Annotated in this window: 25 protein-coding genes; 13 read left to right on the top strand and 12 right to left on the bottom strand. The window is 31.2% G+C overall.

The window, feature by feature from the left end; translation table 11 throughout:
* Positions 1-4: 4 nt before the first annotated feature.
* Positions 5-922: a bifunctional metallophosphatase/5'-nucleotidase gene (locus ASC41_RS09995; RefSeq protein WP_055436505.1), complete on the top strand. Its 918-nt coding sequence runs from the start codon at positions 5-7 to the stop codon at positions 920-922.
* A 64-nt stretch (positions 923-986) separates the two neighbouring features.
* Complete coding sequence (locus ASC41_RS09990; RefSeq protein ID WP_055436504.1) at positions 987-1,361, top strand: DoxX family membrane protein; 375 nt, start codon at positions 987-989, stop codon at positions 1,359-1,361.
* Positions 1,362-1,827: 466 nt separating this feature from the next.
* On the opposite strand, the gene ASC41_RS09985 is transcribed toward ASC41_RS09990, so the two are convergent.
* The 6 genes from ASC41_RS09985 to ASC41_RS09960 all read right to left on the bottom strand — a co-directional run bounded on the left by ASC41_RS09985 (position 1,828) and on the right by ASC41_RS09960 (position 8,098).
* Positions 1,828-2,538 (bottom strand): hypothetical protein, encoded by a 711-nt coding sequence (locus tag ASC41_RS09985; protein ID WP_055436503.1) that lies wholly within the window; start codon positions 2,536-2,538, stop codon positions 1,828-1,830.
* 129 nt (positions 2,539-2,667) lie between these two features.
* Positions 2,668-4,665, bottom strand: a complete 1,998-nt coding sequence (gene ligA, locus ASC41_RS09980; RefSeq protein ID WP_055436502.1) for an NAD-dependent DNA ligase LigA — start codon at positions 4,663-4,665, stop codon at positions 2,668-2,670.
* A 4-nt stretch (positions 4,666-4,669) separates the two neighbouring features.
* Positions 4,670-6,055 carry a hypothetical protein gene (locus ASC41_RS09975; RefSeq protein ID WP_055436501.1) on the bottom strand — a complete coding sequence of 462 codons (1,386 nt, stop codon included), beginning with the start codon at positions 6,053-6,055 and terminating at the stop codon, positions 4,670-4,672.
* Between the two features lie 75 nt (positions 6,056-6,130).
* Positions 6,131-6,712: an LOG family protein gene (locus tag ASC41_RS16990; protein ID WP_055436500.1), complete on the bottom strand. Its 582-nt coding sequence runs from the start codon at positions 6,710-6,712 to the stop codon at positions 6,131-6,133.
* On the bottom strand, positions 6,712-7,581 hold the full coding sequence (gene prmC, locus ASC41_RS16985) for a peptide chain release factor N(5)-glutamine methyltransferase (protein WP_055436499.1): 870 nt from the start codon (positions 7,579-7,581) through the stop codon (positions 6,712-6,714). The genes ASC41_RS16990 and prmC overlap by 1 nt, the downstream gene beginning before the upstream one ends.
* A 25-nt stretch (positions 7,582-7,606) precedes the next feature.
* Entirely contained in the window at positions 7,607-8,098 is a 492-nt protein-coding gene (locus ASC41_RS09960; protein ID WP_055436498.1) for a GNAT family N-acetyltransferase, read from the bottom strand.
* Positions 8,099-8,172: 74 nt separating this feature from the next.
* Here ASC41_RS09960 and ASC41_RS09955 point away from each other — a divergent pair, with 74 nt between their 5' ends.
* The 5 genes from ASC41_RS09955 to ASC41_RS09935 all read left to right on the top strand — a co-directional run bounded on the left by ASC41_RS09955 (position 8,173) and on the right by ASC41_RS09935 (position 11,827).
* Positions 8,173-8,628, top strand: a complete 456-nt coding sequence (locus ASC41_RS09955) for an LEA type 2 family protein (protein ID WP_055436497.1) — start codon at positions 8,173-8,175, stop codon at positions 8,626-8,628.
* A gap of 2 nt (positions 8,629-8,630) precedes the next feature.
* Positions 8,631-9,626 (top strand): bifunctional diaminohydroxyphosphoribosylaminopyrimidine deaminase/5-amino-6-(5-phosphoribosylamino)uracil reductase RibD, encoded by a 996-nt coding sequence (gene ribD, locus ASC41_RS09950; protein ID WP_262494963.1) that lies wholly within the window; start codon positions 8,631-8,633, stop codon positions 9,624-9,626.
* 103 nt (positions 9,627-9,729) lie between these two features.
* Positions 9,730-10,341: an HAD family hydrolase gene (locus tag ASC41_RS09945; RefSeq protein WP_055436495.1), complete on the top strand. Its 612-nt coding sequence runs from the start codon at positions 9,730-9,732 to the stop codon at positions 10,339-10,341.
* A complete protein-coding gene (locus tag ASC41_RS09940; protein WP_055436494.1) occupies positions 10,338-11,201 on the top strand; it encodes an EamA family transporter in 864 nt (287 codons plus the stop codon). The genes ASC41_RS09945 and ASC41_RS09940 overlap by 4 nt, the downstream gene beginning before the upstream one ends.
* Complete coding sequence (locus ASC41_RS09935; RefSeq protein ID WP_055436493.1) at positions 11,201-11,827, top strand: IMPACT family protein; 627 nt, start codon at positions 11,201-11,203, stop codon at positions 11,825-11,827. The genes ASC41_RS09940 and ASC41_RS09935 overlap by 1 nt, the downstream gene beginning before the upstream one ends.
* A gap of 8 nt (positions 11,828-11,835) precedes the next feature.
* Here ASC41_RS09935 and ASC41_RS09930 read toward each other — a convergent pair whose 3' ends face one another.
* Complete coding sequence (locus ASC41_RS09930; RefSeq protein WP_055436492.1) at positions 11,836-12,234, bottom strand: acyl-CoA thioesterase; 399 nt, start codon at positions 12,232-12,234, stop codon at positions 11,836-11,838.
* Positions 12,235-12,424: 190 nt separating this feature from the next.
* On the opposite strand from ASC41_RS09930, the gene dnaA reads away from it, so the two are divergent.
* Genes dnaA through ASC41_RS09915 form a run of 3 tightly spaced genes read left to right on the top strand, consistent with a single transcriptional unit; the run spans position 12,425 to position 15,102 of the window.
* Positions 12,425-13,852 carry a chromosomal replication initiator protein DnaA gene (dnaA, locus tag ASC41_RS09925; protein ID WP_055436491.1) on the top strand — a complete coding sequence of 476 codons (1,428 nt, stop codon included), beginning with the start codon at positions 12,425-12,427 and terminating at the stop codon, positions 13,850-13,852.
* Positions 13,853-13,867: 15 nt separating this feature from the next.
* On the top strand, positions 13,868-14,326 hold the full coding sequence (locus tag ASC41_RS09920; RefSeq protein ID WP_055436490.1) for a low molecular weight protein-tyrosine-phosphatase: 459 nt from the start codon (positions 13,868-13,870) through the stop codon (positions 14,324-14,326).
* Between the two features lie 59 nt (positions 14,327-14,385).
* Complete coding sequence (locus tag ASC41_RS09915) at positions 14,386-15,102, top strand: SAM-dependent methyltransferase (RefSeq protein ID WP_055436489.1); 717 nt, start codon at positions 14,386-14,388, stop codon at positions 15,100-15,102.
* A gap of 14 nt (positions 15,103-15,116) precedes the next feature.
* On the opposite strand, the gene ASC41_RS09910 is transcribed toward ASC41_RS09915, so the two are convergent.
* The 5 genes from ASC41_RS09910 to dapF form a co-directional block, all read right to left on the bottom strand.
* Positions 15,117-15,791, bottom strand: a complete 675-nt coding sequence (locus ASC41_RS09910) for a hypothetical protein (protein WP_055436488.1) — start codon at positions 15,789-15,791, stop codon at positions 15,117-15,119.
* Positions 15,792-15,900: 109 nt separating this feature from the next.
* Complete coding sequence (locus ASC41_RS09905) at positions 15,901-16,758, bottom strand: DUF2279 domain-containing protein (RefSeq protein ID WP_241489651.1); 858 nt, start codon at positions 16,756-16,758, stop codon at positions 15,901-15,903.
* A gap of 50 nt (positions 16,759-16,808) precedes the next feature.
* Positions 16,809-17,852 (bottom strand): endolytic transglycosylase MltG, encoded by a 1,044-nt coding sequence (mltG, locus tag ASC41_RS09900; RefSeq protein ID WP_055436486.1) that lies wholly within the window; start codon positions 17,850-17,852, stop codon positions 16,809-16,811.
* Complete coding sequence (locus ASC41_RS09895; protein ID WP_055436485.1) at positions 17,842-18,372, bottom strand: GNAT family N-acetyltransferase; 531 nt, start codon at positions 18,370-18,372, stop codon at positions 17,842-17,844. The genes mltG and ASC41_RS09895 overlap by 11 nt, the downstream gene beginning before the upstream one ends.
* Entirely contained in the window at positions 18,366-19,145 is a 780-nt protein-coding gene (gene dapF, locus ASC41_RS09890; protein WP_055436484.1) for a diaminopimelate epimerase, read from the bottom strand. The genes ASC41_RS09895 and dapF overlap by 7 nt, the downstream gene beginning before the upstream one ends.
* A gap of 191 nt (positions 19,146-19,336) precedes the next feature.
* On the opposite strand from dapF, the gene ASC41_RS09885 reads away from it, so the two are divergent.
* The 3 genes from ASC41_RS09885 to ASC41_RS09875 all read left to right on the top strand — a co-directional run bounded on the left by ASC41_RS09885 (position 19,337) and on the right by ASC41_RS09875 (position 23,120).
* Positions 19,337-20,749: a trypsin-like peptidase domain-containing protein gene (locus tag ASC41_RS09885; RefSeq protein WP_055436483.1), complete on the top strand. Its 1,413-nt coding sequence runs from the start codon at positions 19,337-19,339 to the stop codon at positions 20,747-20,749.
* Between the two features lie 164 nt (positions 20,750-20,913).
* Positions 20,914-22,362: a glyceraldehyde-3-phosphate dehydrogenase gene (locus ASC41_RS09880; protein ID WP_055436482.1), complete on the top strand. Its 1,449-nt coding sequence runs from the start codon at positions 20,914-20,916 to the stop codon at positions 22,360-22,362.
* A 128-nt stretch (positions 22,363-22,490) separates the two neighbouring features.
* A complete protein-coding gene (locus ASC41_RS09875) occupies positions 22,491-23,120 on the top strand; it encodes a hypothetical protein (protein WP_055436481.1) in 630 nt (209 codons plus the stop codon).
* Positions 23,121-23,488: the final 368 nt, after the last annotated feature.

The following is a 23,488-nucleotide window of genomic DNA, read 5'->3' as shown; positions in this document are numbered from 1 at the left end:
AGAAATGAAACGTAGAACATTTATACAACAATCATCAGCAGCAACAGCCCTGGTTACTCTTGGCGGATTTGGGTTTCAATCTTGTAATGCATCTGTAAAAACTAAAAAAATCACCATACTACATACTAACGATGTACATAGTCACATTGATCCATTTGGTCCCGATGATGCTAGAAATGCAAACCAAGGTGGAGTTGCAAGACGTGCTAGTTTAGTGGAGTCTATTAGAAACGAGAATCCAAACACTTTACTATTAGATGCTGGAGACATTTTTCAAGGCACACCATATTTTAATTATTACGGTGGTGAACTCGAGTTTAAACTTATGTCTAAAATGAAATATGATGCAGCAACTATTGGTAATCATGATTTCGACAATGGTATAGATGGTTTATACGCACAATTACCACATGCTAGTTTTCAGTTTTTATCTGCCAATTACGATTTTAAAAATACTGTAATGGATACACATGTTAAGTCATATCAAGTATTTGTAAAAGATGGTTTAAAAATTGGTGTTTTTGGAGTTGGAATTAAACTAGATGGTTTAGTTAACAAAAACATGTACAAAGAAACAAACTACCTAGATCCTATTGAGATAGCTACAGATATGTCTAGAATTCTTAAGGAGGAAGAACAGTGCGACCTTATTATATGTTTATCTCATTTAGGTTACTACTACTCTAAAAGCCCAAGTAAAATATGTGACCTTACTCTTGCGAAATCTACAAAGAATATAGACTTAATTATAGGAGGACATACGCATACTTTTTTACCAAAACCAACTGTTGCACAAAACAGCGAAGGTAAAAATGTACTAGTAAACCAAGTAGGTTGTTATGGCATAAATTTAGGGAAAATTGATTTTTATTTTGATGCCGAAAAAAACAAAACAGCAGATGGAACTTCTATAATAGTGTAATACAAAGTTTAATTTTTCGACCAAGGTTATAATTATTCACTTTTTATAACCAAAATCAAAAATTATGAAAACCAAAATACTTTTAGGATTACGAATTATTATAGCTCTTATTTTAATACAAACGCTACGTTTTAAATTTACTGGTCATCCAGACAGTATTTATATTTTTGAACAGGTTGGCATGGAACCTTATGGACGTATCGGTATAGGTATATTAGAGCTTATTGCCGGCATCTTGCTACTAATACCTAAAACAGTATGGATTGGTGCCTCTTTAACAATTGGCGTTATTGGAGGCGCACTATTTATGCATTTAACCAAATTAGGTATAGCAGTTAATGAAGATGGAGGTATTTTATTTTTTACAGCACTTACAACCTTTATACTCGCTTCTATTGTTTTATTTTACTACAAGAGAGACATTCCATTTTTTAAATAAAACTTTATAGAATATATTAATTTCAGAGACTATGTACTCGTAAATTAGATAAAATCTTGTTATTAAAAATACTACATAGGCTACATTTAAAGTATACTCTGAAGACACAATATAAACACTAGCAAACAAAAGGATTAATCCTTTTGTTTGCTATATATAGATGAGCAAATTCACGCAGCCAAAAATTCGCCCAATATTACTAATATTGGGCAAAGCATAAACATCTAGAACATTATAGATTTTATACTGCATAGAAAGCTCTAAAAATTAAAACATTGCAAAGTGCTTATTTAATGTTTTGAATGCTTCAAAAACACAAATAAACCAAGAGCAATAGAATAAATACTTTAGAAAATTAAATAGTACTTCTAAATTAAAAAGCACGTCTAGCAGAAAATAGCGATAAACAAACTCTTTATTAAACGCAGATTAATAATTTTTAGGTGATTACCTTATGTAAAAAAAGCTAAGCTAAGTATCCTCTTTTAACGTCTACAAACGAATGGAAAAATAACATAATTATTCCACAAATAAATAATACTGAAGAAGTATAGCTTATACTAATATCATCTACAATATAGTAATAACCTATTAAAATTAATTCTGAAAACGCTATCATAACGCAAGAAATAAATAGCAAAAGATACTTTTTATTTGCATTTTGAATATAGTTTAAAAAAGAAAAAGACAAAACGATAATAACCATCAAACTATAAAAGAACTCTACAGCTTGCACTAATTCAATAAAATTAGATTCAAAATTTATAGGGTTAATGATATTGATTAGAACATAAACCATATATAAATCTAGTGTAAGTAAGACAAAAAACTCCAATAGGTACTTTTTTAATACTAACCTAAAACTAAAGCTTTTAGTAATGTAGAGTATTAAAAAAAGATAAGCCAATATATATGCGACATTACAAACATAATAAGACCAGTTCGACTCTTCTCTAAAATCTAAAATATTAGCAATATCACCTATTGTATAAATTACAAAAAAGGCCGTTAAAAATTTGTCTTTATTTTTATTAAAAAACAAATACACTAAAGATGTTAAAGGTACTACAGATAACTCTAATGTAGAAGATAGCACTTCCAAATCAAAATAATCTAAAGCTATTACAACAGTAAAAATAGCAATTGCTGCTAGGATTAAAAAAAGAGGTCTAGACATTAAACATTCAAGGGATTATCAACTTCCCAAAATAACAACTTCCAAGTTTAGGAAACAAATATTTATAATGGATAAATGAAAAAACATTTACTCGTATTCAATTTAAAAGCCTAAAACACAAATACAAGCCTATTTCAACATATCTAAAAACTCAGTTTCAGAAAGCAAAGGCACATTTAATTTCTCTGCTTTTTCCTTTTTACTTGGTCCCATTTTATCTCCTGCAACTACAAAATCTGTTTTAGAAGAAATAGAACTTACATTCTTCCCACCATTGTCTTCAATTAGTTTTTTTAGTTCTGTTCTAGAAACTTGAGTAAATACACCAGAAACCACAAAAGCTTTTCCTTCAAGTCTATTTGTTTGGTTTGCTAACTTATCTGCTGAAATCTCCAACTGAACACCACAATCTTTTAAACGCTGAATAGCATTTACATTGTCTTCCGAAGCAAAAAAAGCAACAACACTTTGGGCTATTTTAATTCCTATTTCATCTACTTTTTCTAAATCTTCAATTGAAGCACTCGCTAAAGCATCTATACTTTTGTAATGCTTAGCTAACTTTTTAGCAACAGTTTCACCAACAAAACGGATACCTATTCCAAAAAGTACACGCTCGAACGGTATTTGCTTTGAAGCCTCGATACCATTTATCAAGTTATCTGCGCTTTTTTCTGCCATACGTTCTAAAGGCATCACTTGCTCTTTAGTTAGCGTATACAAATCTGCATAATTAGTAATAAGCTTTTCTGTTACTAAAAGCGCTACAGTTTCACCACCTAAACCTTCAATATCCATAGCTTTTCTAGAAATGTAATGCTGAATTCTCCCAACAACCTGTGGGTGGCATCCATTATAATTCGGACAAAAATGTTTAGCCTCACCTTCCAATCTCTCTAAAGGTGTTTGGCATTCTGGACATTCGGTAATGTATTGTGTTGGTTGAGAATCTAACGGTCTTTCAGATAAATCTACAGCTATAATTTTAGGTATAATTTCTCCTCCTTTTTCTACAAAAACAGTATCATTTATTCTAATATCTAATTTTTCAATCTGATCTGCATTATGTAAAGAAGCACGCTTTACAATAGTTCCTGCTAACTCTACAGGTTCTAAATTAGCAACTGGAGTAATAGCTCCTGTTCTTCCTACTTGATAGGTGATTTCTTTTAACACTGTAGACACCTGCTCCGCCTTAAACTTGTAAGCCATTGCCCAACGTGGCGCTTTAGAGGTGTAACCTAATTCTTCTTGCTGGTATAAATTATTCACCTTTACTACTACTCCATCAGTTTCGTAAGGTAAATCGTGTCTTGCTTTATCCCAATGGTTTATAAATTTAAAAACTTCTTCTATAGAATGGCATAATTGTGCTTCATTTGGCACTTTAAATCCCATTTGTCTAGCTTTTTCTAAACCTTCAAATTGATCTTGAACACCTAAATTCTCACCAGTTAAATTGTATAATAAACATTCTAAAGGCCTTTTAGCAACCTCAGCACTGTCTTGCAGCTTTAAACTTCCCGACGCTGTATTTCTTGGATTTTTATAAGGCTCTTCGTCATTAGCAACGCGCTCTTCATTCATTTTAATAAAACCATCAAAAGGCAAAACAATTTCGCCACGAATATCAAATTTCGCAGGATAATCGCCTTTTAATTGTAAAGGCACAGATTTAATAGTTTTAATATTTGCTGTAACCTCATCACCTTGAAAACCATCTCCACGAGTTACTGCTCGTAATAAATTACCGTTTTCGTAGGTTAAACTTATTGATGCACCATCGTATTTTAATTCGCAAGTATAACTAACATCACCATCAATCATTTTTTTAACCCTAGTTTCCCAGTCTTGCAAATCTTCTAGAGAATAAGAATTATCTAAAGAATACATTCTATGATTATGCACAATGGTATTAAAATTCTTGGTCACTTCTCCTCCAACACGTAAAGTTGGTGAATTTGCATCGTAAAACTCTGGATGCGCTTCTTCTAAAGCTTGAAGTTCTTTTAATTTTATATCGAAATCGTAATCGCTAATGGTTGCATTATCTAAAATGTAATAATTATGATTATGTTCTCTTAACTCAACACGAAGTGCTTCAATTTTAGTCTTAATATTATCCACTACTTTATTCTTTTAATTTAATTTTTAAATATTGAGGATTCTTGACCTCACTTCCATTCCAAATATTCTGATTTACAATCTCTATTGCAAATTCTGTATTCGAAATCCACTTCATTTCTTTTTGATAGGTTTTTAACCAATGCACAAAATAAAACGCATTTTCTAAAACAATGCTTTTATCTTCATTTATTTTATAAATTTCAATAAAAAACTGTTCTTCGTAAACATCGAATGCAAAAGAAATAATCTTTTTCTTATCTAATGAAACATATGGATAATCTGCAAACGAATACGTTTCCTTGCCTGTACTTCTATCTACAAAACTATAAAAAGCATCTTCTGCCTTTGGATACACATGATGCATTAAATATTGATTTAAAAAATTAATATCTCCATAGTAATCATGTGTAGAATTATTATAACCTACTTTACTTTTATAGACAATGACACTATCTTTAATTGGTAGCGTGATGTCTTCAGTTTTATCTTCGTTATCTTTTATTAGAACTGAAGGATTACTAGTTAAAAACGTATTCTCAATCGTTTTTAATGCATTAAAACTCGCTTTAGAAATCAATTCGAAATCTAAATACTCTTTTAGACATTCTATATCTGCTTCTTTTATATTATATCTGGTAGCTTCTGTAAGTTTAGAACCAACACAAATTTGATCTTCATAAATAACAACATCTTCTAAATCTCCTAAAAAGCCTTCAAACACATACCGTTTTAAAACTGTTCCTCCATCTCTCCATTTTACAATTGCCCAACGTCCTTTTACTGTTCTTTCTTCGTCTTCAACCTCAATAACCTCATCTGTATAACCTATAATATTAACTAAATCGCCATTATTATACTTACCATCTATAGTTCCGTTTTCTTGCCTAATATTTAATCCATTTCTTGATATTACATATTTATTCGCAATTGGTTTTTCGAAACGCACTGTATTATAATAGTCTCTAATAAGTCCGTAATAAGCACCATCTGTATAAACATTAGAATAGATTGAAAAATAGTCGTTAAACACTAAAAATGCAGAGTAATGTATTGGATCTCGACTCACTCTTGCTTTGGGAGATAAGCGATCTACATAAATAGTATCATTAGGTTTTACAATACCAATAATTCGCTTGTTAGTAGCTGTTATTTTGTAAGTTGATTGTAAAGAATCTATTACTTTGGAAGAGTACAACCCAAAATCTGAATCCAACTCATTAATCCCTTCTTCATCTTTTAATATTTCGAATTCTTTGTCAGACGGTCTTGTAAAAACAATATGCTTTCCAGTGACAAAAATGGTGTCTTTAGGTATAGACGAAAAATCGTGATTTTTTTCAGGAATTGCATTATCCTTTTTTGTTTTTTCAGTAACTTCAATAGGTTGCAACTGCTCCTTTTTCTGTTTTTTATAACTCAGAAAAAAGCAAACGAATACGATAATAAAACCAAACTTAGACATAACTTATAACTTAGAAACATCTAGCCATTCTGGCGCAGGTAAAGGCACATGATTATTCATTTTTTCTAACAAACCATCAATAGTATTATCTACAACAACAGCATCTAAATTTTCTTGTTTCAAAAAGCCTTTTTCTACCATTGTTTTAAATTGAGAAATTAACCCATTGTAATAACCGCTAGTATTTAGAATACCAATAGGCTTGGTATGTAAACCTAATTGTCCCCAAGTTGAGATTTCGAAAAACTCATCCATAGTACCAAAACCACCAGGAATAACTATAAAACCATCGCTTTTTTCGTATAACTTTACTTTACGATCGTGCATGTTATTAGTTACAATTAATTCTGTTAAGCCTTCACTTACAATTTCTTTTGTTTTTAAAAAATCTGGAATAACCCCAACAACCTTTCCGTTGTTTTCAAGTGCTCCATTAGCAACCGTTCCCATAATACCAATTTTAGCTGCACCATAAACTAAAGTTATGTTTTGTTGCGCTAATGTTTTACCTAAAGCATAAGCTTCAGAAATAATTGTATTATCATTTCCCATGCTTGCGCCACAAAATACTGCTATGCTTTTCATTATTTATTTGCTTTTATCATTCGGTCTTTACCAAATAAGTCTTTAATTATCTCTACATTCTTAAACCCAAAAGTCTCAACTAAAACTTTCGTTTCTGGTCCTAAATACTCGTTAATTTCGAAGAATAATTGTCCGTTGTCTTTCAATCTATCAACAGCAAATTCAGTAATTGCGTTATAAAATACTAACGGATTGTCATCTTCTACAAACAATGCTAAATGTGGTTCGTTGTTTAATACATTGTTTTGTATTTCGGCTTTTTCAAGATTACGTACGTATGGCGGATTAGACACGATTGCATCAAATTTTAAATCTTGAAATAACGGTTCCCATTCTGGTTTATCTAAAATACTGCCTTCTATAAAATTGACTTCTACTTTATTTAAAGCTGCGTTTTCTGTTGCTTTTTTTATCGCTTTCGCGGAAACATCCATGGCATAAACCTGTGCATTACCCATATTTTTAGCCAACGAGATAGCAATACAACCACTTCCTGTACCAATATCTAAAATTGAAGGTTTTTCGTTTTTACTTCGCTCTGAATGACAATCGATAATTAATTCCACCAACTCTTCCGTTTCGGGTCTTGGAATTAAAGTATTCTCATCTACTTTAAACGGTAAACCATAAAATTCTGTTTCGCCTAAAATGTATTGAATGGGTTTTTCATTTTTTAAAGCTTCTAAAGCATCAAAAATAGGTTGTTGCTCTTCTTTTGTAATAGACAAATCCCTATCCAAAGCTAATGCAAAACGTGTAATATTATAAAATGCATCTGTACACAGAAAGAAGAAACTAGTCACTTCTTCTTTACCGTAGATTGCATCTAAGGTTTCATGAAATATATTCTCTAAGTCTTTTATTAACACAATCTCTGTTTATTCTTTTCTTAATTTATAAATCTTTTACCATCCAAATACCACAACTAAAATGTCCTGTTTCTCCCAAAGGCGCCTTTAAATGTTTAAAACCGTTAGTTTCGTATATATGAATAGCTTCTTTTAACTCTGGAATTGTTTCTAAATAACATTGCTTAAAACCTAAAGCCTTCGCTTTTTCTAAACATTTTAAAAACATCTTTTTACCATAACCTTTACCACGAATTTTCGACGAAAAATACATTTTCTGAATTTCGCATACATCGTCCTCCATTCCATTTAAAGGTTTTAAACCTCCTCCACCTTCTACAACACCATTTAAAGCAAGCACAAAATATGCTTCTCTTGTTTCACTATAAGATTCAAACATTTTAGGTGTTTCGCTATCTGCATATGCAGTACCAACTAATGGTAGCTTATACTCAATAAAAACAGCACGTATAACGCTTTCAATCTTAGCATTATCTTCCGCTTTAATTTCTCTTATTACAATATTATTATTACTCACGTTATTATAGTATTTTTACGCCTCAATTAAAGGTTGAAGATACAGTAATACCAAACAAATTAAAAAATTTCAAGATGAAGAAACTCATAATCTTATTAACAATTACAGTTTGTTTTTTAAGTTGTTCGATTAAAGAAAAACCGGAATTTTTACGTGTAGAAAATATTGAAGTTGCTGATTCTAATTCAGAATTTATAATACTAACTGCTGATGCTTTTTTTAACAATCCTAATAGCGTTGGTGGAAAATTAGAAACTGAAGGGATTACCATTACCGTAAACGATATCGAGGTAGCAACCGTATCTTCTAAAGAGTTCGATGTGCCTTCTAAAAAAGAATTTTCTATTCCATTATCGGCAAATATTCCAACTAACAAATTATTAAACCTCAATAACCTTAGTAGTGTTTTAAGTAGTATGCTTAACAAATCTATGAAAGTGCAATATAAAGGAGTGATTAAATATAAAGTCTTTGGTTTTTCGCATAAATACGATGTGGATGAAATTGAAGACGTAAAGATTAAATTATAGCATTGACTACGCACCAAACATACATGCAACGCGCAATACAAATTGCGAATAACGGATTAGGCACAACACGTCCAAACCCAATGGTTGGCGCAGTAATAGTGTATAACAATAATATTATTGGAGAAGGTTTTACTTGTAAATATGGTGGTAATCATGCCGAAGTTAATGCTATTAAGTCCGTTACAGATAAATCGCTTTTAGCAAAAAGCACTATTTATGTTACGCTTGAACCTTGCTCTCATTATGGTAAAACACCGCCTTGTAGCGATTTAATACTGCATCATAAAATACCAAATGTAGTTATTGGCTGTGTAGATGACAATCCACAAGTTGCAGGAAAAGGCATAAAAAAACTAATGGAAGCTGGTTGCAATGTTACCATTGGTGTTTTAGAAAAAGAATGCAAAGAGCATCACAAACGCTTTTTTACATTTCATAACAAAAAACGTCCTTACATTATATTAAAATGGGCAGAAACAAACGATGGTTTTATTGCTCCTACTACTAGAGACGAACAAAAACCAGTTTGGATAACTAATCAATTATCCAGACAATTAGTCCATAAATGGAGAGCAGAAGAGCAAGCTATTTTGGTTGGCACAAATACTGTTTTACAAGATAATCCTAGTTTAACTGTTCGAGATTGGACTGGCAACAACCCAATACGTGTGGTTTTAGATAAAAACGAAGAACTACCAAAAAATCTTTCTGTATTTAATTCTGAAGCTGAAACTATTATTCTAAAAGAAGACACTGCTAAAAGTATTTGCGATACGTTGTTTACAAACAATATCAACTCTATTATTATTGAAGGTGGCTCTAAAACACTTCAGCTTTTTATAGATGAAGGACTTTGGGATGAAGCAAGACTATTTAAAGGGAATATAGAATTTAAAACTGGTGTTAAAGCTCCTATATTTTCTGGAACTTTAATTACTGAAGAAAAAATATTAGAAGACACATTACGAATTTATAAAAATAGCGATCAGTTAGAGTGATTCTTTTTTTTTGATCAGAATTGTATCGAGAATCTCTTTAAAAACTTCTTTGTTCATTTTCTCAGGCTTTAAAAAAATTATTCAAAGCGACTTAAAACTAATTATGATAAAAACAATAATATTCGATTTCGGAGACGTATTCATAAACCTTGATAAAGAAGGTGCAATGACAAATGCTTTAGAATTATTCGAAATGGATGAACTTTCTGAAGATTTAATAGCAATAAACGCGCTTTACGAGCAAGGTCTATTGTCTACAGATGAATTTATAGATTTCTATCGTGAAAACTTCCCGAAATTATCGAAACAAGAAATTATTGAGGCTTGGAATTTTATAATCTGCGATTTCCCTCCAAAACGTTTAGCATTTATAGAACAATTAGCAAAGGACGAAAAATACAATCTTATTTTATTGAGTAACACAAACGAGCTACATATAGATTGTATAAAAGAGCACATTTCATTTTATGATGATTTTAAAGCAGCTTTTAATAAGTTTTATTTGTCTCATGAAATAATGCTAAGAAAACCAAACGCAGATATTTTTGAATTTGTTTTAAAAGAAAACAAGCTCAAAGCTGAAGACTGCCTTTTTATAGACGATACTTTAGAAAATACAGAAGCAGCAGCAAAACTTGGTATCAATGTTTGGAATAACGATCCGAAAGAAGAAGACATTGTAGACTTATTCACCATTAAAAGTGATCTTTTTTGATATACTTATTACTTAGCATCCTTGCCTCTACTCTTATATTTGTAATTTTTACATTATTAGGGAAGTACAAAATCAATACACTTCAAACTATTGTTGTAAATTATTTTACAGCATTTACTACCGGCATCTTAAGTTCTACAGAAACCATTAGCTTTAATGAAGTTATTAACAAAGATTGGTTTTATGGCACCATATTTTTAGGTTTTCTTTTTATCTCTATTTTTAATATCATGGCATTAACAGCACAACGTAACGGATTATCGGTTGCTTCTGTTGCTAGTAAAATGAGTGTTGTAATTCCCATCATTTTTGGAATATATGCGTATAACGAAAGTTTAACCATATTAAAAACCATAGGCATTTTATTAGCATTGTTTGCAGTCTATTTAACTTCTTTAAAAGCCAAAACAGGCAAAGTAGATCTTAAAAATTTATGGCTTCCTATTTTACTGTTCTTTGGCTCTGGCACTATTGATACCACAATAAAATACATTGAAACATCATACGTATCGGAAAATGGTATTCCAATATTTTCGGCCACTATATTTGCTATTGCCGGTATTATAGGTATCGTTATTCTTTCCGCGAAAGCGATAACAGGAAAATTAAAATTCGATTACAGAAGTATTTTTGGCGGCATTATTTTAGGTATTGTAAATTACTACTCCATATACATGCTCTTAAAAGCATTGCAAGTGGATAGTTTTGAAAGTTCAAGCATATTTACCATTAACAATGTAGCCATAGTAATGCTTTCTACAATACTTGGTCTTTTATTTTTTAAAGAAAAATTAAGCCTTAAAAACTGGTTTGGAATTGCAATTGCTATTTTCTCAATTGTATTAGTAACTTTAGCATAATGGAAGAAAACGTAAACGACACTTATAAAACGATTTTAAAACCATCGGAAGAGGTGCTTTTTAAGGATAAAAACTCCAAGTTTTACAATTATGCTTTTCCGCTTATAAGCGAGGACAATGTAAAAGAATGTCTTGAAGATTTAAAAAAACGACATCCAAAAGCAGGACATTTTTGTTATGCATACCAGATTGGCAAAGAAAAAAGTAGTATAATATATAGAGCTAACGATGACGGAGAGCCTAATAATAGTGCCGGAATGCCTATTTACGGACAAATACAATCGTTTAACGTTACAAATATACTAATAGTTGTTGTACGCTATTTTGGAGGCGTAAAATTAGGTGTTGGCGGCTTAATTAATGCATACAAAACAGGAGCTCAATTAGCTTTAGAAGCTTCTAAAATAAAAGAGCTCACTATTAATATAGATTTTCTAATAAAGTTCGAATACGAATTAATGAACAAAGTGATGCGCGTTATTAAAGAAAAGAACTTAAACATCACTAATCAAAAACTAGAATTGGATTGCGAGATTACAATTTCTGTTAGAAAAAAAGACGCAGAAAGTATCTTCGAAATTTTCGAATCTATATATAAGGTTAAAATAAAAAAGTTAGACAGTTAACTTTTAAATTACTTTTCTAAAGCTTCTAAAAAATATTTTGGAGGTCGTGTTGGTCTATTTGTTTTTAAATCAACAAATACTAAAACCACATTTGCTGTCGATAAAATTTCACCAAGATTATTAGTAATTTCAAAATCAAATTCAGCCTTTACAGTGGGCTCCTTTTTAAGCATAGTTTTAACCGTAATTACGTCGTCATATTTTATAGATTTCTTATATTTTACACTTAGTGACGCGACAGGAAGACCCACTCCAGATTCTTCCATTTTCTTGTAAGAAACACCTAATTTCCGCAACCACTCAATACGAGCTATTTCTAGATATAATGCGTAGTTTCCATGATGAACGACACCCATCTGATCGGTTTCTGCATAACGTACTCTAATATCAATTTTATCTGACTTCATCTCTATAAATGTGAATTATTTTTTGTAGTTTCGTTTGAGTTGTCAGTATGAGGAAAAAAAACTAAACATTCAATAGTAAATGATTTTTTTTTTAAGTTTTTTGTTCACATATTTGCCACGCACAAAACAGATGATATAAGTTCCAAAAACTTGTCTGTAATTAACTAACAAAAAACACAAAATTTTAACAATGAGTATAACTGCGCAATCGGTATGGAATAACTGTCTCAATTTTATAAAAGACAATATTCAACCTCAAGCATATAAAACTTGGTTCGAACCGATCATGGCAGTGAAGCTTACAGATAATGCTTTAAGTGTTCAGGTGCCCAGTAAATTCTTTTACGAGTGGCTAGAAGAACATTATGTTAAAATTTTAAAAGTAGCACTTACAAAAGAATTAGGGGAAACTGCCAAGCTTGTTTACATTATTAAAATGGAAAACACTTATGGTAATAAACAACCTTTTACAGAGAAAATACCAAGTTCTAATCGTTCGGCGGTTAAATCTCAAGATGTAGATGTGCCTTTAAAAAATAGAGATAGAGAATTACGTAATCCATTTGTTATTCCTGGAATTCGTAATGTAAAAATAGAATCTCAACTTAATCCTAACTACAATTTTGATAATTTTCTAGAAGGTGACTCTAACCGTTTAGCACGTAGTGCAGGTTTAGCTGTTTCGGCAAAGCCAGGTGGAACGTCTTTTAACCCGTTATTAATATTTGGTGGTGTTGGATTAGGAAAAACACATTTGGCACACGCTATTGGTGTTGATATTAAAGATAAATATCCTGAAAAAACAGTTTTATATATTTCTGCTGAAAAATTCACTCAACAATATATAGATTCTGTTAAGAAGAACAATAGAAACGATTTCATTCACTTTTACCAATTAATAGATGTACTAGTTATTGATGATGTACAGTTCTTATCTGGAAAATCTGGAACACAGGATGTATTCTTTCATATTTTCAATCATTTACATCAAAATGGGAAGCAAGTTATTTTAACAAGTGACAAAGCTCCTGTAGATATGCAAGATATAGAGCAACGTTTATTATCTCGTTTTAAATGGGGATTAAGTGCGGAACTTCAAACTCCAGATTTTGAAACGCGTGTTTCTATATTAAAAAACAAATTATATCGTGATGGTGTAGAAATGCCTGATGATATTATTGAGTATGTTGCAAAGCATATTAAATCTAATATTCGTGAACTTGAAGGTGCAATTATATCTTTAATAGCACAATCGTCTTTCAATAAAAAAGAGATTAATATTGAGCTAGCTAAGCAAGTAGTCGAAAAGTTTGTTAAGAACACAAAACGCGAAGTTTCTATAGATTATATACAAAAAGTGGTATCGGATTATTTCCAAATGGATGTAGATACACTTCAATCTAAAACTAGAAAACGCCATATTGTACAAGCGAGACAATTAGCTATGTTTTTTGCTAAGAAATTAACGAAAGCATCTTTAGCAAGTATTGGTTCTCAAATTGGAAAACGTGATCATGCTACTGTATTACATGCTTGTAAAACGGTTGACAACTTATCTTCTACAGATAAGCAATTTAGAAAGTACGTTGAAGATTTGACAAAAAAACTGTCTGTCTAAAAAATAGCCTAAATTATGATTAGAATTTTAATGGTTTGCCTCGGAAACATCTGTCGCTCACCACTAGCTCATGGTATTTTAGATTCTAAACTTAATACTGAACATTTTGAGGTAGATTCTGCTGGTACAAGCAATTATCATATAGGTAGTTTACCAGACAAACGCTCTATTGCTGTAGCAAGAAAAAACAACTTAGACATCACAAACCAACGTGGTAGACAATTTATAATTGAAGATTTTGAAACGTATGATTATATATACGTAATGGATAAGTCTAACTTTGAAAATGTTATAAAAATGGCTCGTAATGTAGAAGACATTGCTAAAGTGAAGCTTATTTTAAACGAAAGCCATCCAGATAAAAATCTAGAAGTTCCAGACCCTTATTACGGTGGTGATTCTGGTTTTGATGATGTTTTTAATATGCTAGACAAAGCCTGCACAATTATAACACAAAGACTTAAAGACAAATAACCAAGTTATTATACTGTATTAACTTAGTTGTAAATTACCAATTATTATTACTTGATAATATGAACGATTCTTACGGAAAACTATATCTTATTCCAACAACTTTAGGTGACACAGATCCTCTAAACGTTTTACCAATAACGGTAAAAAACACAATAGAACAAGTAGATATTTTTATTGTTGAAAACGAAAAAACGGCAAGACGCGATATTAAGAAAATTTGTCCCAGTAAAGAACAGTCGAGTTTAACACTCTTTCCTTTAAACAAGTTTACAGATATTAGTGAACTACCAACCTATTTAGATCCATGTAAAAAAGGTTTAAATGTAGGTTTACTTTCTGAAGCAGGTTGTCCTGGAGTTGCAGATCCTGGTGCAGATATTGTAAAGCTTGCTCATGAGAATGATATTAAAGTAGTTCCATTAGTAGGACCATCTTCTATATTAATGGCAATGATGAGTTCTGGAATGAATGGTCAAAGCTTTGCTTTTAATGGATACCTACCTATAGATAAAAGCGAACGTAAGCAGGAAATTAAACGTTTAGAGCGTTTATCTTTTGAACAAAATCAATCTCAATCATTTATTGAAACACCTTATAGAAACAATAAGTTTTTAGAAGACTTGTGTAATACCTTAAATGGTAATACAGATATTTGTGTGGCTTGCGATATTACATTGCCTTCAGAATATATTAAAACAATGTCTGCAAACGATTGGAAAAAAAATAACGTCGACCTTCATAAAAGACCAACGTTATTTATTATTCATAAAAGTTAAATCAAAATTATTAACTAAGCGTTAATAGAGACCTTTGCTTTTTTATTTGCTTTAATTCTTGACGTATCGTAACCTTGAAAGCGTTTCATATAATTTTTAATAGACGTTCCATAAGCATCTTCGAAACCATTAGAACCGTAACTTCTTAAGTATTTTTTCACTCCTCCTGGACCAGCAAGGTGTGCTGCTGCTAATATCCCAGATTCTGTTACTACTATTCCATTAATACGTACTCCAACAAAGCGCTTAATATCTCTTCTTAACACCCATTTATTACGTTCTGCATTTGCTACAAATGCTTTTTCTTGTAACTCTGGAGTGTTTAAAAAGTGTTTAGTGTCATTAATACCAATGAGTTCTAAAGTACTTCTACCAAATTGGTATTTTCCTAAATACCCTAAAGTATTAACTCTAAAATAATCGTTTTGAGATTCTTTAAAACCTAACTCTTCTTTAAAACCAGTGAAAGATTTTCCTAACTCTGGAGAAAAAGCGTTTTTATACCTAAGAGAAGATACACTTACGGTTTCTGCCTGAACTATTGTGTTATCCACATCTGGAGTTTCAATAGTTTTGTCTTCTAACAAAGCATAATCTTTGCTATTAGAATTATTAGATAGCGACACTACAATTAAAATACATATTGTAAGCACTAAGGGAACTAACTTTGCAATATTTTTTTTACTCATAATCATTTGATTTCTTAAAAACAGCTATTAAACAAATAGCGTGCCTAAAATTTCGAGTGCAAATGTACAACCTTTTTTTGAATACTGAAAATCAACCGATTAACACCGTTTAAAAGTAGACAGAGTGGAACTTCACACCATTTTTACCATTAAATTCTACAGTAGGAAATGGCACCTTTATACTGTTAAAAACGCTGAAAATTGATTTTAAGAGCTCAGAGTCCGTTTTTATTTTTGTTAAATCTACATCTAAGCTTAAATAAAGTTGGCGTTGCCTATTTTGATTAATTAGCATATTATTAACAATAAGACCCTCATTTCCAGATAACATACCTTCTCCTCCATAACCGATAGCAACATTTAACCATTCTGGTATTTTACTGTTTTTAAAAAAGGAATGTACGTTAGCTGAAAGCCAATAAGTTTGACCATTATAATCTTTTAAAGCTTCTTCTAGCAAGCCATTACCTAATTTATCTGGTCTTTGTGTAGCATATTGAGTTCTATGAAAAGAATATTTCATGACAATACGTTGTTCTTCCCAAAGTAATTCTTGACCAATATATAAACCTGCACCTGCTGTATTTGCAGTGAAATCGCCCCAACTAAATCCCCATTCACTAGAGAAACCATCTAAAACCTCAACAGCTGTAAGAAACGAGAAACCCAATGTTGCACCATATAATAATTGATCTTTTTGGCTTACACCACTCCAACGTAAAGTTTGAACTCCAAACTTACCTAATTGATACGATGAGAACACATGACCAAATTTATCCATTTGAAGCCATTCGTTATTATCATCTATAGTATGAAACTTAGAACGTTCGTAATCTGCATACCACAACTGATTTAAACCCAAAAGCGTTAAACCTCCAATTGCAACTTCAGAAAAAACGACTATGTTTCTCCTTTTTACATTTAAAGTATCGCTTGGTTTAAAGAAATTATTATGCTGCGCAAACAAAGATAGTGAGGCGTTGAAAAAAAACAGATATAGTAGAAACCGCTTCACAATTACCTATTAACACCTTGTTTATTTATCCAACGCACATACTCTTGTCTATTCGCATTATGTTGTGATAATGTTTTAGCAAACTTATGGTAACCAAAGTTTTTAACGTTAGCAACAAAGTAATAGTAATTGTGCTTTTCTTCGTTTAAAACAGCATCTATTGCAGAAACGTCTGGCATAAAAATAGGTCCTGGTGGTATACCTCCATATTTGTAAGTATTGTATTTAGAATCGGTTTCTAAATCCTTATAAAGAACACGTTTTATAACTCGGTTAAAATCTCCAGATTCCTTTTTAACAGCATAAATAACTGTTGGATCTGCTTGTAGCGGCATCCCTTTTCTAATTCTATTTAAGTATACTCCTGCTACTCTTGGGCGCTCGTCTACCTTTGCTGTTTCTTTATGTACAATGGCTGCAAGTGCAATAACATCGATGGGTGACAAGTTTAGTTTTTCTGCTTTAGCTAATCGGCTTTTATTCCAAAAACGATTGTATTCTTTTAGCATTTTGTCTCTAAAACCATTAGCCGAAGTATTCCAGTACACCTCATAACTATTAGGAATATACATTGCTAAAGCTGTTTCTTTTGTAAATCCGTTTTTATTTAAAAACTCAGGGTTTGTCATAGATTTTAATAAACTTAAACTATCTGCTTCTATTTGAAAAGCAATACGTCCTGCTAAATCTTCAATACGTTCTTGGTTATTAAATGCTATTTTTAAAGGTATATTTTTACTTCTAATAGAGTTAATAATATCATTATTACTCATATCCTTTTTTACAACAAAGCGACCTGCTTTAATATTTGTACTGTATTTTTTTCGATCTGCAAGCGCATCAAACTTATCGATATCCTTTAATAAAGGCACTAACTGTTCTCTTACATCTGCATATTTAGCATTTGTAGGCACATAAACGTAAGCCTCTTCATTATTAAAAGCTGTATTTGGTTTTAACATTGCTCCATATATATAGTAAGCAAAGTAAGCTGCAACTGCTAAACCGATGATAGCAATTGCTACAAGTATTTTTTTAATGTACATTATTAATAAGTTGGTATGAGTATTCGTTAGTATATTTTCCGTTTTGGAAGTTCCAATCTTTTTTTAGTCCTATTCTGGTGAAACCTTGATTTTCAAAAAGCTTAATGCTAGCTTCATTAGTTTCAGAGATATTACAATATAGTTGATGCAAATCTAAATGTAAAAAACAATAGTTAGATAATAATGCTAATGCTTCTTTACCATATCCTTTTGCTCTATTTTTAGTATTATAAATTAAAATACCTATTCCTGCTCTACGATTTTTAATATCGAAATCGAACACATCTATTAAACCAATAGCAGTGTTGTTATAGTCTGAAATCAATAAACGTAACTGTTTAACCTCGTAGATGTCTTTATGCGAATGTTCTAAATATTCTTTAATTAAAAAGCGAGAATAAGGTGTTACTGTACTACTAAGTTCCCAAATAGATTCGTCGTTTTCAATAGTATGAATAAACTCTAAATCTTCGGGCTCTAAAGCACGTAAATATATTTGTTCTCCTTTTAATGTTACCATGACATTTCACCTTTAAAAACTAAAGTTGCAGGACCCTGAAGCCAGATATTTTTATAACCATTTTCAGCTTTATTAAAAGAAATTTTTAATGTTCCTCCTTCTACATTTAAAGTCACTTCTTCAGTATTTGTTTTCCCTACTTTGTGCATTGCTAAGGCTACTGCTGTAACTCCTGTTCCACAAGATAAAGTTTCATCTTCTACTCCTCTTTCGTAAGTTCTAACTGCAAATGTGTTATCATCTAGTTGTTCTACAAAATTAACATTGGTACCTTCTTGATTATAAGGAGCGCCGTAACGTATTTTTGAGCCTTCAGTTTTAACATTAAACTCCTTAATATTATCTACTAAAGCAACGTGATGTGGAGAACCTGTATTTAAAAAGGTATGCTTATCGAAAACTTCAATAGTATTAACATCTTGCATTTTAAGTTTTACAAACCCATTTTTAATGGTTGCTTCGTGTAAACCATCAATAGCATTAAATGTTGTTTCTTTATTTATAATGTTTAGCATTTCCGCGAAAGCGACAATACAACGCCCACCATTTCCACACATAGTACTTTGGTTTCCATCGGCATTAAAATACACCATTTTAAAGTCTACATTTGGATCGTTTTCTAATAATATTAAACCGTCTGCTCCTACTCCAAAACGTCTATCGCATAAATGTGCAATTAGCTTGGTGTTATTCTTATTAAAAAGTTCTTGTCTATTATCAATAAAAACGAAGTCGTTTCCTGTGCCTTGGTATTTATAAAAAGTATGTGTCATTAAGTAGTATTTACTACGACAAATATAGTGTATTGAAAATTTATTTGTGTTGTTAATGTCTCGTTAAAGTTGATTTTACCAAGCAATAAAAAATTTAATTTTATAGTTATACTTTAAATCCTTAACTAGAATTTCCTTTTTAGTCTAAGTATAAATCTAGCCTAAACAAGGAAAAAATAAAACAAATTTATATGAAAAAAATAGCAACGCTGGTTTTAGTCTCTATTTTAGGAGGAGCAATTACTCTAGGAGCATACAAAACCTTTCTTGAAAAAGAAGAACAAACAATTGTACAAACAGAACAAGTAACTCAGCCTACTTTTCAACCTGTAAACTACAGTGCATCTAATACAAATTTAGCTGCAATAGAAGGTATAGATTTTACAACTGCAGCCGAAAAAACATTAGACGCTGTGGTACACGTAAAAAGTGTTACTATTACTACTGCACAACCATCGATGCGCGATTTAATGTTAGGCCGTTTGCAGCAACGCGAACAATTAGGAACAGGAAGTGGTGTTATAATTTCGCCTGACGGTTACATTATTACTAATAATCATGTTATTGCAGCATCTAAAAAACTTAGTGTTACACTTAATGATAACAGAACTTTAGAAGCTACTATAATAGGTACAGATCCAAAAACTGATATCGCATTATTAAAAATTGAAAGTGATGAAGCTTTACCATACACAACCTTTGGAGATAGTGATACTGCAAAAATTGGTGAGTGGGTTTTAGCTGTTGGTAATCCTTTTAATTTAACTTCTACTGTTACAGCCGGAATTATTAGTGCTAAATCGAGAGATTTATCTGGAGATAGTCATCAATCTTTTATACAAACGGATGCTGCCGTAAATCCAGGGAATTCAGGTGGCGCATTGGTAAATACTAAAGGAGAACTTATTGGTATTAATACTGCCATTACATCGCAAACTGGATCTTACATTGGGTATTCATTTGCTGTACCAAGCAATATTGCAAAAAAAGTAATACAAGATATTATGGAATTTGGGAATGTGCAAAATGGTATTTTAGGTATACAAGGAGGCTCATTAAATAGTTATTATGCTGAAAAATTAAGTCTTAATGAAACAGAAGGTTTTTATATAGATGAAGTTATAGAAGATTCTGGAGCAGAAAAAGCAAATCTTAAAAGTGGTGATATTATTAAAAAAATCGATAATGTTGAAATAACAAAACTTTCAGATTTACGTGGATATTTAGATACAAAAAGACCTAACGATGTTATAACTGTATATTATTTAAGAAATGGTACACAACAACAAACTCAAGTTACCTTACTTAAAAGTAATACGTATGCTTTACCACATGTTGGCCTAATAAAAAATGCTAAACCTAAAGACTTAAGAAATTACAATGTTAAAAATGGTGTTAAAATAACTGAAATAAATGGAGGATATGCGCAACATTTTTCGAGAGAGGGCATTAAGAGTGGTGATATTATTACTAATATTAACGGCACTAAAGTAAACTCTATTGAAGACGTACAGGAAATAGTTAAAAACAGGGATTTAAATCAGCCTTTAAGTATAGAATTAGTGAATTCTAGCGGACAAACATTTAGGTATGGTTTAAGATAATACCACTTAAATATAAAAAAAAACAAAAGCACTTTAGTACATTTTAAAGTGCTTTTATTTTTTTATTAAAATTTCTTTACGAAAACGTTTGAATTCAATACTTTTGCAAAATAAAAATCAGTTAAACTGATAGTAATTTAACAACACACTAAACACTTAAACAAATGCCTGTTAAAGAAACCTACGAAAACGAATTAGCATACCAAGCCGACAGACGTCGTGCAACAGTAGAATTTATTAAAATTGTTAGCGACCTTTGGTACGATAGCTCTATAGAATTGGTGCTTTTTAGAAACCAATTAATAGACCGAAACGTGAGTCAGATTTTAAACCTACACGAATATGCAGGTGAATTTGTACAAAAGCCAATTTCAATTTTCGATTCTGTTGAAATAGCACAAGCTATTAAAACCTTAGATTTTCCACCTGCGAAATTAGACATCGGGAAATTAACTTACGAGTTTCATTTAGAAGACCAAAAACATACAAACGCAATTGCTTTTGTATCTAACAAATTAAAAGGTGCAGAACAATCTGAAGACATTACACCTAAAGATGTAGTGCTTTACGGTTTTGGACGTATTGGTCGTTTAGTTGCTCGCGAATTAATGACTAAAACAGGAAAAGGTAGCCAATTACGTTTACGTGCTATTGTAACGCGTGGTAAAAACGATATTACTGTTTTAGAAAAAAGAGCGTCTTTATTACGTAACGATTCTGTTCATGGAGATTTCTCTGGAACGGTTTCTGTAGATTTAGAAAACGAGTCTTTAATTATTAATGGTACAACGGTTCGTATCATTTCGGCAAATCAACCAGAAGATATAGACTACACAAAATATGGTATTAATAATGCTTTAATTATTGATAACACAGGTGTATTTAGAGACAAAGAAGCCTTAACACGTTTAAAAAATTCTCCAGGTGCAGATAAAGTTTTATTAACTGCTCCAGGAAAAGGAATTCCTAATATTGTACATGGTGTAAACCACCTAGAAAACAATCCAGACGAAATAGATATTTTCTCTGCCGCATCTTGTACAACAAATGCTATTACTCCTATTTTAAAAGCTGTCGAAGATACTTTTGGAGTAAAAAGTGGTCACTTAGAGACTATTCACGCTTATACTAACGATCAAAACTTAGTAGATAACTTCCATAGTAAATACAGACGTGGTCGTGCTGCAGCATTGAACATGGTAATTACAGAAACTGGTGCAGGTGCAGCTGTTTCTAAAGCTTTACCAAGTTTTGAAGGTAAATTAACATCTAATGCCATTAGAGTTCCTGTTCCTAATGGATCTTTAGCAATATTAAACTTAGAGCTAGAATCTGAAGCTAGTGTAGATAGTATGAATGCTACATTAAAAAAATATGCTTTAGAAGGTGATTTAGTAGAGCAAATTAAATACGAAATGAGCGATGAGCTAGTATCTAGTGATATTGTTGGTAGCTCTGCTCCTTCTATTTACGATAGTAAAGCAACTATTGTTAGAAAAGACGGTAAAAATGCAATACTATATGTTTGGTACGATAACGAATATGGTTATAGTCATCAAGTTATACGTTTAGCTAAGCATATTGCAAAAGTGAGACGTTATACATATTATTAATAGTCCAAACATACTATTTTAAACGTATATATAAAAGCTTCACAAAATGTGAGGCTTTTGTAGTATTATACAATTAAACTGAACAATATTTTCTACTTTCGCAGTAGGAAATAATCAACATTATAAAAATGAATTTTACTAAAGTTACTTTACTTCTATTATTAGCCTTTTTTTCAATACAAATTCAAGCGCAAACCGAAACTGAGGATGCAGATGATAAACTGTCTTTAGATGGTGGCTCGATAGAAAGTCAGTTCGACTATTTAACAAAAAAATCTAATGGTTGGAAAGACCAACGTGGACAGCGTTACGAAGTTATTAGAATACAATGGATAGAAAAAATCAAGTCTAACACTTTAGATTCTTTAAAAGCAGTACACAAAACGCTAAATGATACAAAGGCAGTTGTAATAAAACAAAACGACGAGATTTCTAAATTAAAAACAAATTTATCTTCTACTCAAGGTACATTAGACCAAACAAACACCGAAAAAGACAGTATGTCTCTATTTGGAATACAAATGAGTAAAGGTGGTTATAATGGTTTAATGTGGTCTATTATTGGTGGTTTATTAGCATTAGCTTTATTCTTTATGTATCGATTTAAAAACAGTAACGCTACAACTAAAGAAGCTAAAAAATCTTTAACAGAAACAGAAGAAGAGTTTGAAGAGCACAGACGTATTGCCTTAGAACGTGAGCAAAAAGTACGTAGACAATTACAAGACGAAATAAATAAGCATAAAAACTCTAATTAGTCTAAAAGGTAACTTTACACTTATTAAAGTTTAAAATATAAAATCTGTAACTTCCGTTACAGATTTTTTTTGTTTTAAAATGAAACTTATTATTTTAAATAAATATCAACTTTCAACCTTTAACTAATGATTTAAAATATAATGGAGATTGAAAAATTATGAGAAAATAATTTCAGCTTATTATTAGTAGTATCTAATGATAACGTTTCTAATGTATTTGAGTTTTGCTCGTTGTTGAATAATGATGACTGAATTAAATTAACAGATGTAGGACTCTTTTCTATTAATATAATTTCACCTAATCTACTAAATTCGTATCCAATAGATACATTAGGCACATTAATAAATTTTAACGTTACACTTAAGGA

Source organism: Lacinutrix algicola, from assembly GCF_001418085.1.
Taxonomy (GTDB): Bacteria; Bacteroidota; Bacteroidia; order Flavobacteriales; family Flavobacteriaceae; genus Lacinutrix; species Lacinutrix algicola.
Note: the sequence above shows the minus strand (reverse complement) of the source record. Positions and strands in the feature narration are given on the sequence as shown.

What these genes read in the sequence shown, in the direction of transcription:
- ASC41_RS09995 (WP_055436505.1), top strand. Translation starts at nt 5, where the DNA reads ATGAAACGTAGAACATTTATACAACAATCATCAGCAGCAACAGCCCTG.
- ASC41_RS09990 (WP_055436504.1), top strand. Translation starts at nt 987, where the DNA reads ATGAAAACCAAAATACTTTTAGGATTACGAATTATTATAGCTCTTATT.
- ASC41_RS09985 (WP_055436503.1), bottom strand. Translation starts at nt 2,538, where the DNA reads ATGTCTAGACCTCTTTTTTTAATCCTAGCAGCAATTGCTATTTTTACT.
- ASC41_RS16990 (WP_055436500.1), bottom strand. Translation starts at nt 6,712, where the DNA reads ATGAAAAGCATAGCAGTATTTTGTGGCGCAAGCATGGGAAATGATAAT.
- ASC41_RS09955 (WP_055436497.1), top strand. Translation starts at nt 8,173, where the DNA reads ATGAAGAAACTCATAATCTTATTAACAATTACAGTTTGTTTTTTAAGT.
- ASC41_RS09945 (WP_055436495.1), top strand. Translation starts at nt 9,730, where the DNA reads ATGATAAAAACAATAATATTCGATTTCGGAGACGTATTCATAAACCTT.
- ASC41_RS09935 (WP_055436493.1), top strand. Translation starts at nt 11,201, where the DNA reads ATGGAAGAAAACGTAAACGACACTTATAAAACGATTTTAAAACCATCG.
- ASC41_RS09930 (WP_055436492.1), bottom strand. Translation starts at nt 12,234, where the DNA reads ATGAAGTCAGATAAAATTGATATTAGAGTACGTTATGCAGAAACCGAT.
- dnaA (WP_055436491.1), top strand. Translation starts at nt 12,425, where the DNA reads ATGAGTATAACTGCGCAATCGGTATGGAATAACTGTCTCAATTTTATA.
- ASC41_RS09920 (WP_055436490.1), top strand. Translation starts at nt 13,868, where the DNA reads ATGATTAGAATTTTAATGGTTTGCCTCGGAAACATCTGTCGCTCACCA.
- ASC41_RS09915 (WP_055436489.1), top strand. Translation starts at nt 14,386, where the DNA reads ATGAACGATTCTTACGGAAAACTATATCTTATTCCAACAACTTTAGGT.
- ASC41_RS09910 (WP_055436488.1), bottom strand. Translation starts at nt 15,791, where the DNA reads ATGAGTAAAAAAAATATTGCAAAGTTAGTTCCCTTAGTGCTTACAATA.
- mltG (WP_055436486.1), bottom strand. Translation starts at nt 17,852, where the DNA reads ATGTACATTAAAAAAATACTTGTAGCAATTGCTATCATCGGTTTAGCA.
- ASC41_RS09895 (WP_055436485.1), bottom strand. Translation starts at nt 18,372, where the DNA reads ATGGTAACATTAAAAGGAGAACAAATATATTTACGTGCTTTAGAGCCC.
- dapF (WP_055436484.1), bottom strand. Translation starts at nt 19,145, where the DNA reads ATGACACATACTTTTTATAAATACCAAGGCACAGGAAACGACTTCGTT.
- ASC41_RS09885 (WP_055436483.1), top strand. Translation starts at nt 19,337, where the DNA reads ATGAAAAAAATAGCAACGCTGGTTTTAGTCTCTATTTTAGGAGGAGCA.
- ASC41_RS09880 (WP_055436482.1), top strand. Translation starts at nt 20,914, where the DNA reads ATGCCTGTTAAAGAAACCTACGAAAACGAATTAGCATACCAAGCCGAC.
- ASC41_RS09875 (WP_055436481.1), top strand. Translation starts at nt 22,491, where the DNA reads ATGAATTTTACTAAAGTTACTTTACTTCTATTATTAGCCTTTTTTTCA.